The sequence below is a fragment of the Allobosea sp. 05L423 genome (genome assembly GCF_056397745.1).
On sequence record NZ_JBFTOA010000001.1, the window covers coordinates 408,684 to 423,976 of the forward strand.

Consider the following 15,293-nt stretch of genomic DNA (forward strand, 5'->3'; position numbering starts at 1 on the left):
GATTTCGACAGGCAATGCGGCATTCGGGCCTCAATCGAGAATGCGACCATTTCTAATGTCGATGTCGAGGATCATCTCGTCGTCGTCGACGCTGCGGCCGGATATCTCCCAGCGGTCGTCGGCGCGGGTTATTTCCTCGACATGGACGAGGCCGGCGCTCCAGGCGATGTTCCGGGCTTCGCTTTCCGAAATGATGGCATCCACTTCCCGCGCATGCCCGGCCACCGCGATGAGACCGTTCAGCGCGAGCGCGACCAGCAAGCCGGTTCCGGTCGTTTTCATCCACATCGACATATTCCCCACGAATCAGGCCGCGATGAGCGGCCCGGATTGAGGCGGGTTTGCGGATGCGGACGTTCACGGCCAGTCGCAATGGCGTGAGCCCTGGCGCATCTCTGCGTCTCCTTCCGGCGCGAAAATGCTCCAACTCCTTATCCGATCGCATTTTCTTCACGCGCGCCGGTGTCGCGCTCAAGAATGCGCTAGCTGCGTTCCGCCTTGACGGAGGCCGGACGCTCGCGCTCCATCTTGATGACGACACCGTCACTGGCGCGCAGGCCAATCTCGATTTCGGCGCCCGTGCTGTCCCGCCCCTCGACCTTATCAAGCGTCCTTGTCGAGTTTGGCCTCCTCGACGCGGACGAAGCCGTTCTCGGGGGCGATTCGCCTGGCCTCGTCCATCGAGACTGGGGGCGGCGCGGGGTCGATCGTCTCGGGCGCCTGGGCGTGGCCCGCATAGCCCAGGAGCCAGAACGGGCCGGAGACGGCGAGCGCCAGGAACGATCTACGCGAAAGCATGGAAATGTCTCCCTCTGGCGTTCCGGAGACGGCAACCGGGGGCCTCTGGCATCGTTCCTGCCGTCGGCCGGCGGGAGTGCATGCAAAGGCTGGGGATGTCCGCAGCGACAAGGGGGGCCAAGGCGCCGCAGAGCCGCTATGTTCGTCCGCCTTCAACTGTGAAGTAGGACTTCGCGAGAGGATGAGGGTTGCTGCGACAATGGTCGCGCAATTTCAGGAGGCAGGAATGACCAGGCGGCACCCGGAATACCAGTATCTCGACCTTCTTTCCGACGTGCTGGAGCGGGGCGACGAGCGGCTGGATCGTACCGGCGTCGGCACGCGGTCCATCTTCGGCGCCATGGCTCGATTTGACCTGTCGGATGGGACGGTACCCATTCTTACAACCAAGCGAGTCTTCTGGAAGACTGCGGTGAAAGAGATGCTCTGGTTTCTGACCGGGCAGACCAACATTCAGCCGCTGATCCGCGAGAATGTACGAATCTGGACCGACTGGCCGCTCGCCACCTACCGTCGCGAAACCGGCACGGACATCAGCCAGTCCGAATTCGAGAAGCGCATCGCGGAGGATGATGCATTTGCCGCGCGTTGGGGCGATCTGGGTCCCGTCTATGGCAAGCAATGGCGGCGCTGGTTGGGCGCTGATGGTCGCGAACACGACCAGATCGCGGATCTGATCAGCACTCTACGGAACAATCCGTCCAGCCGCCGAATGCTATTTCACGGTTGGAACGTGGCCGAGCTAAGTCAAATGGCCTTACCGCCTTGCCATATGGTCTATCAATACCACGTCACTTCCGATGGGCGGCTGAATTCTCTTTGCTTCCAAAGGTCAGCAGATCTGCTCCTTGGAGTAGGGTTCAACTGGGTGAACTGTTGCGCCCTTCAAATGATGATTGCGCAACAGGCGGGATTAAAGCTGGGCGACTTTGTCTGGTTTGGGGGAGACGTTCATCTCTACCTCAATCATCTCGGCCAGGCCCGGGAGCAATTGAGCCGTGATCCGCGTCCGTTCCCGAAAATGCGTCTGGTGCGGCAGGCAGCCAGCATCGACGACTATCGGATCGAGGACTTTGAAGTGGAGGGCTATTTGCCTCACGCCGTCATCAAGGCGGACGTCGCGGTCTGAGCCTAGCTACCGCGGACCAACTTGAGACGATCCGACCGTCCGGCAAAGGCGCGAACGGCCGCCTGGGCGGATGCCGTGATGGGTGCTTGTTCCTGCTGAGCGATCGCAGAAAGGCGCAAACCTGAGCTCGGGGTCTTGCCGCCCGCCGCAACTCGCCACGATCGATGCGCCGCAAACTTTCTCGCGGCCGCCTGCGTCGCGGCTGCCGTTACCTTCTGGCTGTGATCAACGAGTCCTGAGCCCCCGCGGCCGTTTGCGCGCCTCGGTATCGCACGACCTCACCCAGCGCCGGGAGATACCAGACTGGACTCAACATTAGAATGTTTCTAAAGAGTGTCGAGAACTCCTGTTTGTTGGTGACGTCTTGCCCGCGTTCTTCTCGCTCTTTCGGCCTGCCCGGCGACGGTTCGATGACCTCAGCCCGCAGGAGGTCCTTTCCCTCGCGATTCTCGCCGAGGAGGAAGACGGCCGCATCTACGCAGCCTACGCGGCAAATCTGGGCGAGCGGTATCCAGCTTCGGCTGCGATGTTCGATGCGATGGCGGCGGAAGAAAATGAGCACCGTCGCAGTTTGCTCGACCTCTATGTGCGCCGGTTCGGATCCACGGTCATTCCCATTCGTCGCGAGCACGTCGAAGGCTTCTATGCGCGGCGGCCGCTATGGCTGGTAAAATCGCTGCCGCTGGAGCGCGCCCGGGCGGAAGCCGCAGATATGGAGCGGCAGGCGGAAGCCTTCTACCGGCTGGCCGCATCCCGCAGCTCCGATGCAGAAACACGCAAGCTGCTGGGAGATCTTGCCGCCGCCGAGGCGAAGCATGAGCGGACGGCACTGGCTCTCGAAGACAGCCTGACGAGCGGCGACGAAGGGAAGACTGAAGCGGAGCACGCCAAGCGTCAGTTTGTCCTGACATGGGTCCAGCCTGGCCTCGCCGGACTGATGGACGGCTCGGTCTCGACGTTGGCGCCGATCTTCGCGACCGCGTTCGCGACACAGAACACGTGGACGACATTCTTGATCGGCCTGTCTGCTTCGGTCGGTGCTGGTATCTCGATGGGCTTCACAGAAGCAGCCCACGACGACGGCAAGCTCTCGGGACGCGGACCGCCGTGGAAGCGCGGCGTCGCTTCCGGCGTCATGACAGCGTTGGGCGGACTCGGGCATGCATTGCCCTACCTCATCCCTCAATTCTGGACCGCTACGATCATCGCGCTCTGTGTCGTTTTCGTCGAACTCTGGGCGATTGTCTGGATCCAAAATCGCTACATGGAGACGCCGATCGGCCGAGCCATGTTCCAGATCATTCTGGGCGGTCTGCTTGTTCTGGCGACCGGCATCCTCATCGGCGGCGCGTGAAGAACAAACGGAACCACCATGCAGCATAATTCCGACCTGACGCGGTATGACTCGACTACCATCGCTCTGCATTGGCTGACAGCTGCGCTTGTGCTGCTTTTGTGGCTCATGGCTCAAAGCGAAGCTCTGCTGCCGCGTGAATGGCGTCATGGCATGTGGTCCATCCACATCGCGGCCGGGGTGGGGCTGATATTGGTCTATGGCGTTCGAGTTCGGTGGCGCGTGTCATCAGGCCGCCGTCTTCCCTCCATCAATACGGGTGTTCTCCGGATAGCCGAGCAGGCCGTGCACTGGCTCCTATATGCCGTTCTGGCGGTCACCCTGGTTCTCGGCGTCGTCAATGTGGCAGCCAGAGGATGGGACCTGTTCGGCTTGGTCCAAATACCGTCCTTTGCAGCTGATGACCGCGCTCTGCGTCGCTCGATCAACGGCTGGCACGAACTCGCCGCCAACGCGTTGATCTGCTTGGCGGCGTTTCATGCGGTGGCCGCATTGTGGCACCACTATGCCTACAAGGATGGCGTGCTGAAGCGAATTTGGTTCACAAGCGGCGGAATGTCCGCTTCCCAGCGACCGCCCGGCGGCCATTAATGTGAAGGGTTTTGGCCCGGCCCATGCGGCGGCATGGTGCCGGGAGTGCCTGCCCACGAGGACTTCAACGAGCATCTGTTCCGCAGGCTATGGACTTATCGAAGAACCGCTGACCGAGCGCCGCCCGGGAGTTTCGAAGACCGTACGCCGTACGGTGCTCAAGGGACCAAGCGAGAACAGATTCCAGCTATCAAAAAAGGCGGAAGCAGCGGCGAGATCATAGTCAGCGTCCGTTTGTGCGCGCCGAAAGCAGCGCGGGGCCATCAGCGCGTCTCTCGTCGGTTTTGACGCAAATCAAACGGAACACCCTGGCACCGTGCAAAGTTCAGTTGTGCTGCTGAGCCCGGCGCTTCGGAGCGTCACGGAATCGCAGGTGGTCGCGCTCGTGGACGGGGGCGATAGCCAAAGCCGTCATACGCGTTGCCTCGGCCGAAGCTGCGATGATGCGAGAAAGGCCTGGTCATGTCGGACACGCAAGGCGCGGTGATTGACACGGTCCGCCTCTGCAAGGCGTTTGACCGGAACATGGTCGTGAACAATGTCGATCTCACCGTGAATCACGGCGAGATTTTCGGCCTGATCGGGCCGAATGGCGCCGGTAAATCCACACTTATCAAAATGTTGACCACGCTGTTGCCGCCAACCGGCGGAGATGCGTCGGTCGCGGGTTGCGATCTCCGCAAAGAGCCGCAGCGGCTGCGATCGCGTATCGGTTATGTCCCGCAACTCCTGTCGGCGGACGGCGCGCTGACGGGCTACGAGAACCTGTTGCTGTCGGCTCGGCTCTATCTCATCCCCCGAAAGGAGCGCGCCGCACGGATCGCCGAAGCTCTTTCGATGATTGGGCTAGCCGATGCGGAGGACCGTCTGGCGCAGCACTATTCCGGCGGCATGCTGCGGCGCCTCGAAATCGCCCAGAGCACGCTGCACAGGCCCGCGCTCGTGATCATGGACGAGCCCACCGTGGGGCTCGACCCCGTCGCGCGCAATGCGATCTGGGACCATATCCGCGATTTGAGGCAGCGTTTCGAGACGACGATCCTGATTACGACACATGTGATGGAGGAGGTCGAGGAGCTCTGCGATCGCGTCGGGATCTTGCACCGCGGGCGGCTCGAAAAGGTCGGAACCCCGGCGCAGCTCAAAGCCGAAATCGGTCCGACAGCGACGCTCGATGATGTCTTCGCTGCCATAGCCGGGCATGACATCGAAACAGGAGGCGACTATGGAGATGCGCGTCAATCGCGCCGCAGCGCCATCGGACGAAACTAGCGCCGGTCTGGCCGGGATCGCGGGTTTCTTCACCCAGATCCATGCGGTCGCGGATGCGGAGTTCCGCAAACTCAGGCATGATCCCAGCGAAATCCTGACCCGGGCCATCCAGCCGGTGATCTGGCTTTTGCTGTTTGGCGAGGTCATGGCGCAAGTGCGCGGACTTGCTACTGGCAATGTCCGCTATCTCGACTTTCTGGCACCGGGCATCCTGGCTCAGAGCGTGCTGTTCGCCGCCATCTTCTACGGCATAGCGGCGATCTGGGAGCGGGATCTGGGCGTCCTGCATCGCTACATGGTGAGCCCGGCACCGCGCAGCGCGCTGGTGCTGGGGAAGGCTACCGCAGCCGGTATACGTGGGCTTGCGCAGGCGGCGGTGGTCTATCTGCTTGCCTGGCTTCTCGGGATCGCGATCGATTTCAATCCGCTCAATCTTCTGGCGGTTGCAGGGCTGATCGCGCTGGGGTCGGCCCTCTTCTCGACTTTCTCGCTCATCATCGCCTGCATCGTGAAGACACGTGAGCGTTTCATGGGTATCGGCCAGGTGCTGACCATGCCGATCTTCTTCGCCAGCAATGCGATCTATCCGATCGAGATCATGCCCGGCTGGTTGAAGGCGGTTTCCCTGGCAAATCCGCTGACCTATCAGGTTGACGCGCTGCGGGCGCTGATGCTCGTCGGAGGCCAAAGCCGTTACGGACTGCCTGTCGACTGTGCCGTGCTGCTGGCAACGACCGCTGTTCTCGTCGCCATCGCAGCACGCATGTACCCCCGTCTCACGACGTAACGGCAGGAGGCATCCATGGCATTCCCGCGATCTCGGAGGTTCCGCGTGAGGCGTGGCGCCTCAATGCCGCATCCGGCGAGTTCCGGCGGATTCCTCAGGCCGTCCAGCCAACTTCTTCGATCATGGACGAATGTGCCGCGCCGGTCGTGCACGCGACGGGCAGGGCCGGGATCGCAAAATGAATGATCGCAATCGCGCTGACATGATGCAGGGGGTGGCTGCGGACGAGGCGGCGGGTGCGAGCGCCGCTTCGAAGCCGGAGGCCACGCCTCCTCGCGAAGGAGCCGCCGTAGATGCTGCTTCGGCCTCTCCGGGCAGGCGATTCATCGCGCTGCTGGGTCCGGGGCTGGTGACCGGCGCTGCCGATGATGATCCCAGCGGAATTGCGACCTACAGTCAGGTCGGCGCACAGTTCGGCTACGGCCTCGCCTGGACAATGCTGTTCAGCTTTCCCCTGATGGTCGCCATTCAGGCGATCAGCGCGCGGATCGGCTCGGTGACCGGCCGCGGCATCGCCAGCAATCTGCGGCGGCACTACTCGCCCTGGCTGCTGCGCAGCGTGCTGTTGTTGCTCGTCGTCGCCAATGTCTTCAACCTCGGCGCCGATCTGGGCGCGATGGGTTCTGCGCTCAAGCTTCTGATCGGCGGCTCGCAGCACCTCTATACTGTCGGGTTCGCCGTTCTCTCTGTACTGCTGCAAGCCTATATGAGCTATGAGCGCTATGCTGCCGTGCTGAAATGGGCGACGCTCTCGCTCTTCGCCTATGTCGCCGTCGTCTTCATATCCGGCGTACCGCTCGCTGCCGCGCTGCGCGGCGCCTTCGTTCCGCACCTGACTTTCGATAGCGCCCATGCCATGGCGCTGGTTGCCGTGCTCGGGACCACCATCAGCCCCTACCTCTTTTTTTGGCAGGCGGGCCAGGAGGTCGAGGAACTGCATCGGCGTCACATCAAGCCGTTGTTCGTTTCCCCCAAGGATGCGGGCGGGGAGCTGACGCGCATCAGGATCGACACTCTGGTCGGCATGGGCGTTTCCAACACGATCGCCTTGTTCATCATTCTCGCCACGGCCGCCACGCTCAACGCCCACGGCATCACCGATATCCAGACTTCGGCGCAGGCGGCAGAGGCGCTCCGCCCCATCGCGGGAGCCTATACCTTTGCACTCTTTACCACCGGCATCATCGCGACCGGGATGCTCGCCATTCCCGTTCTCGCCGGCTCTGTCGCCTATGCCACGAGTGAGACGTTTCGCTGGCCCGAGGGGCTGGACCATCGCCCTCGGGAAGCAAAAGCCTTCTATGCGACAATCGCCGTCGCTACGGTCGCCGGTCTCGGCCTCAACTTCGCCGGCATCGACGAGGTCAAGGCGCTTTACTGGAGTGCCGTACTCAATGGGGTGCTTGCGGCTCCATTGATGGTGGTGATCATGCTGATCGCTACAAACCGGCGCGTGATGGGGCGTCTGGTTCTGCCGCGCGCCCTCGTTGCAGGTGGTTGGATCGCGACAGCGGTGATGGCGATCGCAAGTGCGGGTTTTCTTCTGCTTTGAATTTTATGTTGAGAATTATCTCAAATGACTCAATGTCTTCGGCAATTTTGAAAGTTATGCGCCGGGTCGCCAAAGTTTTATTCCCGAATAAAGTTGCCTGAAGTTCGCGGATGTATGTGTCTGTATTGCGTGTGAATTCTATATATTAGGCGTTAATATCCTCAATATCGCCTGAATACACTTGTTCCAATAAGATGATTGAGCATTGAGATTGTATCTCTTCTCGAAGGGGTGCCGATTGATGCCCTTTTGGCCGCGACCGCGAGCTGTGCGGGCCTCCCGGCATTTCACTCCCGAAAACGCTGCACTCCACCCGTTGCATGTCATTCCGGATATGCTAAAAGCAGAATCGATTATTTGATCAAACGAGCACTCATAGGAAGCCCATGGGCCGGCGAGCGATCTACTCGGGTTCGAAGTTTGAGGAGCTGGCCGGCTATTCGCGCGCGCTCGTCGACGGGGACTGGATCTTCGTGTCGGGGACGGCTGGCTATGATCCGGTGAGCGGGGCCTTTCCGGCCTTGGCCGAGGATCAGGCCCGCCGTGCCTTGCAGACAATCGCGGAAGCGTTGGCGCAGGCCGATGCGTCCCTCGCCGATATCGTGTCGGTGCGCGTCTACCTCGCCGAGCGCGGCGATGTTCTCGCCGTATCCAAAGTCCTCGGTGAACAGTTTGTCGATCCGCGGCCGACCAATACGACGATCCTCTGCGGTTTTCCGGTCGAGGAGATCAAGGTCGAGATCGAGGCGGTTGCGCGGCGGGCTCAGGCGAGCGCCGTCGCATCCGAGGAGGCCGGACGATGAAGCGCGTTGCCCAGCGGATTTCGGGAACGCCGAAGAAATCCTTCGGCATGTACCAGAAGGCGGCGGCGCTGCGCGGTGCCGGCCATGATCTGATTCATCTGGAATTGGGGCGGCCGGCAGCGGACACGCCGGAGCACATCAAGCGGGCCACGATCGACGCCTTGCTCGCTGGTGATGTCCACTACAGCGACTTGCCCGGAACGGCGCGGTTGCGGAATGTCCTCGCGGAGAAGCTGCAAGCGCGCAACGGCATCGCGGCCGAGCCCGAGACCGTTCTCGTCACGAACGGGCTGACGCATGCGGCCTTCGCCGTCTTCATGGCGCTTCTCGACCAGGGCGACGAGGTCATCCTGATCGATCCCCATTACCCGCAGCATATCGGCAAGATCGAGCTCGCCGGAGCCAAGCCCGTCTTCGCGGCGCTCGACCCGGCCGATGATTTCAGGCTCGCGCCGGAGCGCATCGAAAGCCGGATCACGAGCCGGACGCGAATGATCGTGCTCGTCAATCCGGTAAACCCGACGGGGCGGGTGTTCACGCGGGCCGAGCTCGAGGGGCTCGCGGAACTCGCGCGCCGGCACGACCTGCTGGTCTTCGCCGACGAGGTGTATGAGGACATCGTCTATGACGGGGCGGAGCACTGCAGCATCGCTTCGCTTCCCGGCATGGCCGAGCGGACCTTCTCGGCCTTCGCCTTCACCAAGTCCTTCGCGATGGACGGCTGGCGCATCGGCTATCTCGCCGCGCCCGCCTGGGCCATGGCCGGACTGCTCAAGATCACGGCGAACGACGTCACGCATGTGAACACGTTCATCCAGGCCGGCGCCCATGCGGCGATCACCGGGCCGGGCGACGTTCTCGCCGCGCTGGTCGAGGAGGATCGCCGCAAACGCGATTTCGTGGTGCAGCGGCTGAACCAGATGCCGGGCGTGCGATGTGCCCTGCCGCAAGGCGCCATCTATGCGTTTCCCGACATCTCGGGCACCGGCCTGCCATCCCAGCTTCTCGCCGATATGATCCTCGAGCAGGCCCATGTCGTCGTCGAAGCCGGCAGCTTCTATGGCGCGGCGGGCGAGGGACATCTGCGCATCTGCTTCGGCTCGGAGGGCTTCGCGAGACTGGAAGAGGGCATGGATCGCCTGAGCAGCTTCTTCAATCGGCTGTGATCCGGGCGATGACTGCCAGAAAGCGACCTTTCACCATTCGGGGCGGCATGACGAGATGAGCGACGTCATCCTTGCAACCCGCGGCCTCTCCCGCAGCTTCGGCGCCTTGCGCGCCGTCGACGACGTCACCTTCTCCATCGCGAATGGCGGCATCACCGGGCTCATCGGCCCGAATGGCGCCGGCAAAAGCACGCTCTTCGGCTTGATCGCAGGCGAGGTCAGGCCGAGCTCGGGAGAAATCACCTTTGCCGGCCGGCCGATTACGGGTTTTCGACCGGATCGGATCTTCCGCGAGGGGTTGGCCCGCACCTTCCAGATTCCGCGCCCCTTCCCGCAGATGACGGTGCTCGAAAACGTCATGCTGGCCCCCGTCGCGCAGGCCGGGGAGCGCTTCTGGAACAACTGGTTTCGGCCGTCGCTCGTTCGCGAGGAGGAGCGACGCTGCCGCGAGCGCGCCATGGAGGTGCTCGGCTTCACGGGGCTGGCCGCCAAGGCGCAGGACCCCGCGGGCGTGCTTTCGGGCGGTCAGCAGAAGCTGCTCGAACTTGCGCGGGTGATGATGGTGGAGCCGCGGCTGATCCTGCTCGATGAGCCGGCGGCCGGCGTCAATCCGGCGCTGCTGGAGACGCTGATCGAGAAGATCGTGGCACTGAACGCGAGGGGGATCGGCTTCCTCATCGTCGAGCACAACATGGACATGGTGATGCGGATCTGCGGATCGATCATCGTCATGGCGCAAGGGCAGCTGATTTTCTCGGGCAGTCCGCAGGACGTCGTCCGCGAACAGCGTGTGGTCGACGCCTATCTGGGCGATGTGACGGAGCTGGCGCTGTGAGCGGGCCGCTTCTCGTCACCCGCAACCTGCGCGCCAGCTATCGCCGCGGTCTGCCGATCGTCCACGACATTTCGGTCGATGTCGCCGCTGGCGAACTCGTCACCCTCGTCGGTCCCAACGGCGCCGGCAAGTCGACCTTCATGAAGGCGCTCGCCGGGCTCGTCATGATCGAAGGGGGCACCATCCATCTCGACGATCATGACATCACCGGACGATCGACCCACGCGATCATCGCGGCCGGTGTCGGCTTCGTACCCCAGACCGGCAATGTCTTCGCCACGCTTTCGATCGAGGACAATCTGATCGCAGGCGGGCACATCCTTCCCAAGGCACTGCTGCGCGAGCGGCTCGCGCGCGCCTTCGAGCGGTTCCCCGCGCTCGCCGGCCATCGGCGTTCGGCCGCCAACGTCCTGTCGGGCGGTCAACGCCAGATGCTGGCGGTGGCCCGCGCCCTGATGACCGAGCCGCGGCTGATCATGCTCGACGAGCCGACGGCGGGGCTTGCGCCGAAGATCGTCCAGGAGGTTCTGGCCGATCTGCGCGCGCTGGCGGATAGCGGCGTCGCCGTGCTGATGGTCGAACAGAATGCGAAAGCGGCTCTGCGCGTCTCCGACAGGGGCTACGTCCTGGTCGAGGGTCGCAACCACATGGCGGGTACCGCGCGCGATCTGCTCGATGACGCCGCGATCGCCGAAGCCTTCCTCGGATCCCGGAGAGCGCCATGATCGGCCAGGCGATTGTGGACGGCCTCCTGACAGGCGGCATTCTGGCGCTCGGCGCGATCGGCTATTCGCTGAGCGCGCAAATCCTCAAATTCGCGAACTTCGCCCATGCCGAGATGCTGACGGTCGGCGCCTATCTCGCGCTGGCACTGGTGAGCCTGATGGGAACGGCCGAGCCGATCGGCCCCCTGTCCTTCGGCCTGCCGCTGATCGCGGCGACGGTGCTCGCGGGCATCGGCACCGGGCTGGTCGCGATCGCGGTCGACAGGCTCGTCTTCAGCCGGCTGCGCTCGCGGCGGGCCGCGGCTCTCACGCTGGTCTTCGCCAGCTTCGGCGTCGCGCTGATGCTGCGTAATCTGGTCCTGCTGCTATGGGGACCGGACGCGCATTACTACAGCCAGGAGCTTCAGATCGCGGTCGAGATCCTGCCCGACGTCCGTCTGATGCCGGATCATGTCTTCGTGCTGGCCCTGACCTTCGTCCTCGTGCTCTCGCTGCACCTCTTCCTGCAGTCGAGCCGCGTCGGCATCGCGATGCGCGCGATGGCGGACAGCCCGGCGCTGTCGCAGGCCTGCGGCATCGATACGGCGAGTGTCATTCGCTGGACCTGGCTATTGGCCGGCATGCTGGCGGCCTGCGCCGGCGTCTTCACCGGACTCACCGTCCAGATCCGGCCGGAGCTCGGCTTCAACATGCTGCTCGCGGTCCTGACCGCGGCTGTGCTCGGCGGGTCCGGCAGCCTTTTCGGTGCCGTCGTCGGCGGGCTGATCGTCGGGCTGGCCGAGAGCCTCTCCGTTCTGGTCATTCCCGCAAGCTTCAAGCCTGCGGTGCCGTTCCTGCTGCTCCTGCTCGTGCTGTATCTCCGGCCGCAGGGGCTCTTCGCCAAGTCGACACGCGCGTGAGGGCGGAATGATCGGTCTGTTATCCTATCTCGTCTTTTTCACGAGCGTCGCGTTGATCTTCGCGGTGGTCGTGCTGGGTCTCAATTTGCAGTGGGGCTCCCCCGGCCTCTTCAACGCCGGTATCGTCGGCTTCTATGCGATCGGCGCCTATGCCTTCGCCATCCTGACTGCGCCGCCACGCCCTGAGCTCATCGGCAACTTCGGGCTTCCCTGGCTGGTCGGGCTGGCAGGTGCGATGGTCGCCTCGGCCTTCGCAGCGCTGATCATCGGCCTGGCCACGCTCAAGCTGCGCGACGACTATCTCGCGATCGCGACCTTCGGCATCGCCTCGACGATCCAGCTCCTCGCCCTGAACGCCGAGCCGCTGACCGGCGGCGCGATGGGCGTCGCATCGATCCCCAACCCCGCCCGCGGCCTGTCCGGCTCGCCCATCGTCAACAATCTCTGCTATCTCGGGCTGGTTCTGGTGATCGTCGCGCTGGTCTATGGCGGCCTGCAGAAGATCGTCGCGTCGCCTTGGGGGCGCGTGCTGAAGGCAATCCGAGAGGACGAGATCGCCGCGCAGACGCTCGGCAAGGATGTCAGCCTTTTCCGGCTCCAGGCCTTCGTGCTGGGGTCGATGCTGATGGGGCTCGGCGGCGCGCTCTATGTCGGCTTCGTCGGCTTCGTCAGCCCCTCCGACTTCATGCCGATCCTGACCTTCCAGATCTGGACGATGCTGATCATCGGCGGGAGCGGCAACAACAAGGGCGCGATCCTGGGCGCGATCCTGGTCTGGGCGCTATGGACCCTGATCGGCGCCGCGACAGCCCAGTTGGTTCCCGCGCAATATCAGGCCTATGGCGGCGCGCTCCAGTCTGTGGTCATCGGCCTCATCCTCGTGCTGACGCTGCTGCTGCGCCCTCGCGGCCTGATCGGCGAACGAAGCACGACGTCCCGTCACGCCGCCTGATGGAGGCCAGCCGCGACGCGATCGCGGCTCAGCTCCCTTTCTTGCGCTTCGGCGGTGAATTCTCGACCTCGTCGCGACACAGCCGGCGCAGGAGATCCTGCGTCGTCTCGATGTCGCCCTTCACCGCCTTGGCGGCCGCGCGCGCATCGCCGGCCTCGATCGCCGCCACGAGGTCGCGATGATGGGAGCTAGGCCTGTAGCTGTCGGACACGAGCAGGGGCTCGATATAGTTCGACAGCATGCGCATATAGGGGCCGAAGCGCAGCCAGAGCGTCTGGATGAACTGCACCACCACGGGCGAGCCGCAGCTGTCGTAGACGGCGAAGTGGAATTCCTGGTTCCGGCCGAGCATCTTGGCGAGGTTGCGCTCGGCCGTGGCGGCCTCATGCTCCAGCATCAGCGCGGCGAAGCGCTTGCGGTCTTCCGCCGTGCTGCGCTCGGTGGCGAGCTTCGCGGCAAGCGTCTCCAGCGCGATGCGCGTGAGGCACAGATCGTTCAGGCCGGCGAGGCTGACGGTAGGCACCTTGGCCGATCCGTTGGCGACCACGACGAGCGCATTCTCCGCGGTCAGGCGACGCAGTGCTTCGCGCACCGGCATGTGGCTCGTCTGGAACGTCTCCGCCAGAAAGGCGATCGTCAGCGTCTGCCCGGGTTCGAAATGTCCGGACATCAGTGCATGCCGCAGCTGCCTGTAGACTCCGTCCTGGATCGTCGAGCGCGACGAGACCGGCTCAAGGAAATCGATGGCCATTCCAGATCACTTTTTGATCAAACGATGCTTCGATTTGCAGCATAGGACGCTAGCCATGCCGGGACAAGCCGTCGCTTGGCTCCCGAGCGCGCGAAGGCTCGCTTCGCTGCGTTCGGATTAGAGATGAAAGCCAAAGTCGAACGGCGACTCTCGCGCACAAAACCGCATAAATATCAGGCTGATATCATACTTCCAGAGGGTGCGTGGCGGCCGCTTTACCCCATGGCGTTTGTGTGCTCTTATGATCAAATGATGCAAGATCATCTCTGGTAACCCGACGCGTCCGGAGGGCCGTCGGGAAGCCGTTTCGACCAAGGCATAAAAGAGGGGAAAGCCATGTCGAGCATAATCAGGAGCCTGCTGCTCGCCTGCGCGGTAGGCGCTGCCGGGTCAGCGCTGGCGCCGTCGCAGGTTCTGGCTCAGAGCGTGTCCTGCCCGGTCAAGATCGGCGGCGTCCTGTCGCTCACAGGATCGATGGGAGCGGTGGGCAAGAACATCGCCAACAGCGCCCAACTCGCCGTGCAGCACATCAATGCCGGCGGCGGCGTCAAGGGATGCCAGGTGCAGCTTGTGCTGCGGGACGATCAGGGGCAGCCCAATGTCGGCGTCGACGCCGCCAAGTTCCTCGTGGAGGTCGAGCGGGTCGCGGCGCTGACCGCGGCGATCTCCAGCGGCGTCACCATTCCCGTCCTGACCTCGGTTGCGGTGCCGTCCAAGATTCCGCAGATCGCCTGCTGCTCGTCCGCGCCGATCCTCACGACGATGGCGCAGGAGGGGAAGACCGGCGGCTTCTTCTTCCGAACCTTTCCGACTGTGAAGAACCTCGCTTACCCGCCGGCGAAAATCGCGGCCGAGCGCGGCTGGAAGCGCATCGCGATGATCTACGTCAACACCGATTACGGCACGAGCCTGGTCAAGGACTTCACGCGCGCGACCGAGGCGTTCGGAGGCAAGGTGGTCAAGACCGTCGGCTTCAACGAGAACCAGGCCTCCTACCGGGCCGAGGTCGCCTCCGCGCTTGCCGAGAAGCCGGATGCGATGTTCCTCGTCGCCTTCCCGCAGGATGGCGCAACGATCGCGCGCGAATGGATATCGCTCGGCGGCACGCAGAACCTGATCCTCAACAACGCCCTGCGCAGCCCGGACTTCGTCAAGGCGGTCGGCGAGAAATACCTCGCCAAGGCGTTCGGCACGGACAATGCCTCGGCCGCTGGACCTTCCGTCAACGTCTTCAAAGAAGCCTTCGAGGCCGAGTTCAAGGCGAGCGCGGCCGGCCCAGGCATCTACAATATCTACGACGCGGTGATGGTGCTGGGCCTCGCGATGAACATCGCTCCGGACCTCTCGGGAACCTCCATCCGCGACGCGATCCGCAAGAGCCATGTGGCGGGGGGAGAAGCGGTCTCGACCGGTCCTGCCGAGTTCAAGAAGGCGCTCGCGCTGATCGCGAAGGGCGCGCCGATCAAGTATTTCGGGGCGACCGGGCCGGTTGAGTTCGACGCTAACGGCGACGTCAGCGGTCCGGCCCTGGCCTGGCGTGTCGAGGGCTCCAATCTCGTCATCGACCGCAGCTTCTCGACCGAAGACATGCAGAAGCTGTTCAAGCAGATCGATGGCTGACACATAGGGGGCTAGGTTCCGGACGGACCCGGGCCGTGCTCGCGGCCCGGGCCGACCGG

The 15,293-nt window shown here is 63.5% G+C and carries 16 protein-coding genes; 13 read left to right on the top strand and 3 right to left on the bottom strand.

Annotated elements, in window-relative coordinates:
• Nucleotides 1-30 precede the first annotated feature (30 nt).
• Together AC1DNE_RS01995 and AC1DNE_RS02000 are read right to left on the bottom strand one after the other, a co-directional pair.
• On the bottom strand, nt 31-261 hold the full coding sequence (locus tag AC1DNE_RS01995) for a hypothetical protein (protein WP_441469652.1): 231 nt from the start codon (nt 259-261) through the stop codon (nt 31-33).
• Nucleotides 262-603: 342 nt separating this feature from the next.
• The gene (locus AC1DNE_RS02000) at nt 604-798 is read right to left on the bottom strand and encodes a hypothetical protein (RefSeq protein WP_441469651.1); all 195 of its coding nucleotides are present in this window, start codon (nt 796-798) and stop codon (nt 604-606) included.
• Nucleotides 799-1,024: 226 nt separating this feature from the next.
• Between AC1DNE_RS02000 and AC1DNE_RS02005 the strand changes: the two genes are divergently transcribed.
• The 12 genes from AC1DNE_RS02005 to AC1DNE_RS02060 all read left to right on the top strand — a co-directional run bounded on the left by AC1DNE_RS02005 (nt 1,025) and on the right by AC1DNE_RS02060 (nt 12,863).
• Nucleotides 1,025-1,927 (top strand): thymidylate synthase, encoded by a 903-nt coding sequence (locus tag AC1DNE_RS02005; RefSeq protein ID WP_476765533.1) that lies wholly within the window; start codon nt 1,025-1,027, stop codon nt 1,925-1,927.
• Between the two features lie 364 nt (nt 1,928-2,291).
• On the top strand, nt 2,292-3,281 hold the full coding sequence (gene mbfA, locus AC1DNE_RS02010; RefSeq protein ID WP_441469649.1) for an iron exporter MbfA: 990 nt from the start codon (nt 2,292-2,294) through the stop codon (nt 3,279-3,281).
• 18 nt (nt 3,282-3,299) lie between these two features.
• Entirely contained in the window at nt 3,300-3,872 is a 573-nt protein-coding gene (locus tag AC1DNE_RS02015) for a cytochrome b (protein ID WP_441469648.1), read from the top strand.
• A gap of 462 nt (nt 3,873-4,334) precedes the next feature.
• A complete protein-coding gene (locus tag AC1DNE_RS02020; protein ID WP_441469647.1) occupies nt 4,335-5,144 on the top strand; it encodes an ABC transporter ATP-binding protein in 810 nt (269 codons plus the stop codon).
• Complete coding sequence (locus AC1DNE_RS02025) at nt 5,098-5,931, top strand: ABC transporter permease (protein WP_441469646.1); 834 nt, start codon at nt 5,098-5,100, stop codon at nt 5,929-5,931. The genes AC1DNE_RS02020 and AC1DNE_RS02025 overlap by 47 nt, the downstream gene beginning before the upstream one ends.
• A gap of 178 nt (nt 5,932-6,109) precedes the next feature.
• Nucleotides 6,110-7,483, top strand: a complete 1,374-nt coding sequence (locus tag AC1DNE_RS02030) for an NRAMP family divalent metal transporter (RefSeq protein WP_441469645.1) — start codon at nt 6,110-6,112, stop codon at nt 7,481-7,483.
• A 386-nt stretch (nt 7,484-7,869) separates the two neighbouring features.
• Nucleotides 7,870-8,286, top strand: a complete 417-nt coding sequence (locus tag AC1DNE_RS02035) for a RidA family protein (RefSeq protein WP_441469644.1) — start codon at nt 7,870-7,872, stop codon at nt 8,284-8,286.
• Complete coding sequence (locus AC1DNE_RS02040; RefSeq protein WP_441469643.1) at nt 8,283-9,452, top strand: pyridoxal phosphate-dependent aminotransferase; 1,170 nt, start codon at nt 8,283-8,285, stop codon at nt 9,450-9,452. The genes AC1DNE_RS02035 and AC1DNE_RS02040 overlap by 4 nt, the downstream gene beginning before the upstream one ends.
• 55 nt (nt 9,453-9,507) lie before the next feature.
• A complete protein-coding gene (locus AC1DNE_RS02045) occupies nt 9,508-10,287 on the top strand; it encodes an ABC transporter ATP-binding protein (RefSeq protein WP_441469642.1) in 780 nt (259 codons plus the stop codon).
• Nucleotides 10,284-11,012, top strand: coding sequence for an ABC transporter ATP-binding protein (locus AC1DNE_RS02050; RefSeq protein ID WP_441469641.1), 729 nt, complete (start codon nt 10,284-10,286; stop codon nt 11,010-11,012). The genes AC1DNE_RS02045 and AC1DNE_RS02050 overlap by 4 nt, the downstream gene beginning before the upstream one ends.
• The gene (locus AC1DNE_RS02055; RefSeq protein ID WP_476803723.1) at nt 11,009-11,911 is read left to right on the top strand and encodes a branched-chain amino acid ABC transporter permease; all 903 of its coding nucleotides are present in this window, start codon (nt 11,009-11,011) and stop codon (nt 11,909-11,911) included. The genes AC1DNE_RS02050 and AC1DNE_RS02055 overlap by 4 nt, the downstream gene beginning before the upstream one ends.
• A 7-nt stretch (nt 11,912-11,918) precedes the next feature.
• Complete coding sequence (locus AC1DNE_RS02060) at nt 11,919-12,863, top strand: branched-chain amino acid ABC transporter permease (protein ID WP_476840900.1); 945 nt, start codon at nt 11,919-11,921, stop codon at nt 12,861-12,863.
• Between the two features lie 28 nt (nt 12,864-12,891).
• On the opposite strand, the gene AC1DNE_RS02065 is transcribed toward AC1DNE_RS02060, so the two are convergent.
• Nucleotides 12,892-13,614 (bottom strand): GntR family transcriptional regulator, encoded by a 723-nt coding sequence (locus AC1DNE_RS02065; RefSeq protein ID WP_441469638.1) that lies wholly within the window; start codon nt 13,612-13,614, stop codon nt 12,892-12,894.
• A gap of 336 nt (nt 13,615-13,950) precedes the next feature.
• Between AC1DNE_RS02065 and AC1DNE_RS02070 the strand changes: the two genes are divergently transcribed.
• Nucleotides 13,951-15,234 carry an ABC transporter substrate-binding protein gene (locus tag AC1DNE_RS02070; RefSeq protein WP_441469637.1) on the top strand — a complete coding sequence of 428 codons (1,284 nt, stop codon included), beginning with the start codon at nt 13,951-13,953 and terminating at the stop codon, nt 15,232-15,234.
• The last annotated feature ends 59 nt before the right edge of the window (nt 15,235-15,293 follow it).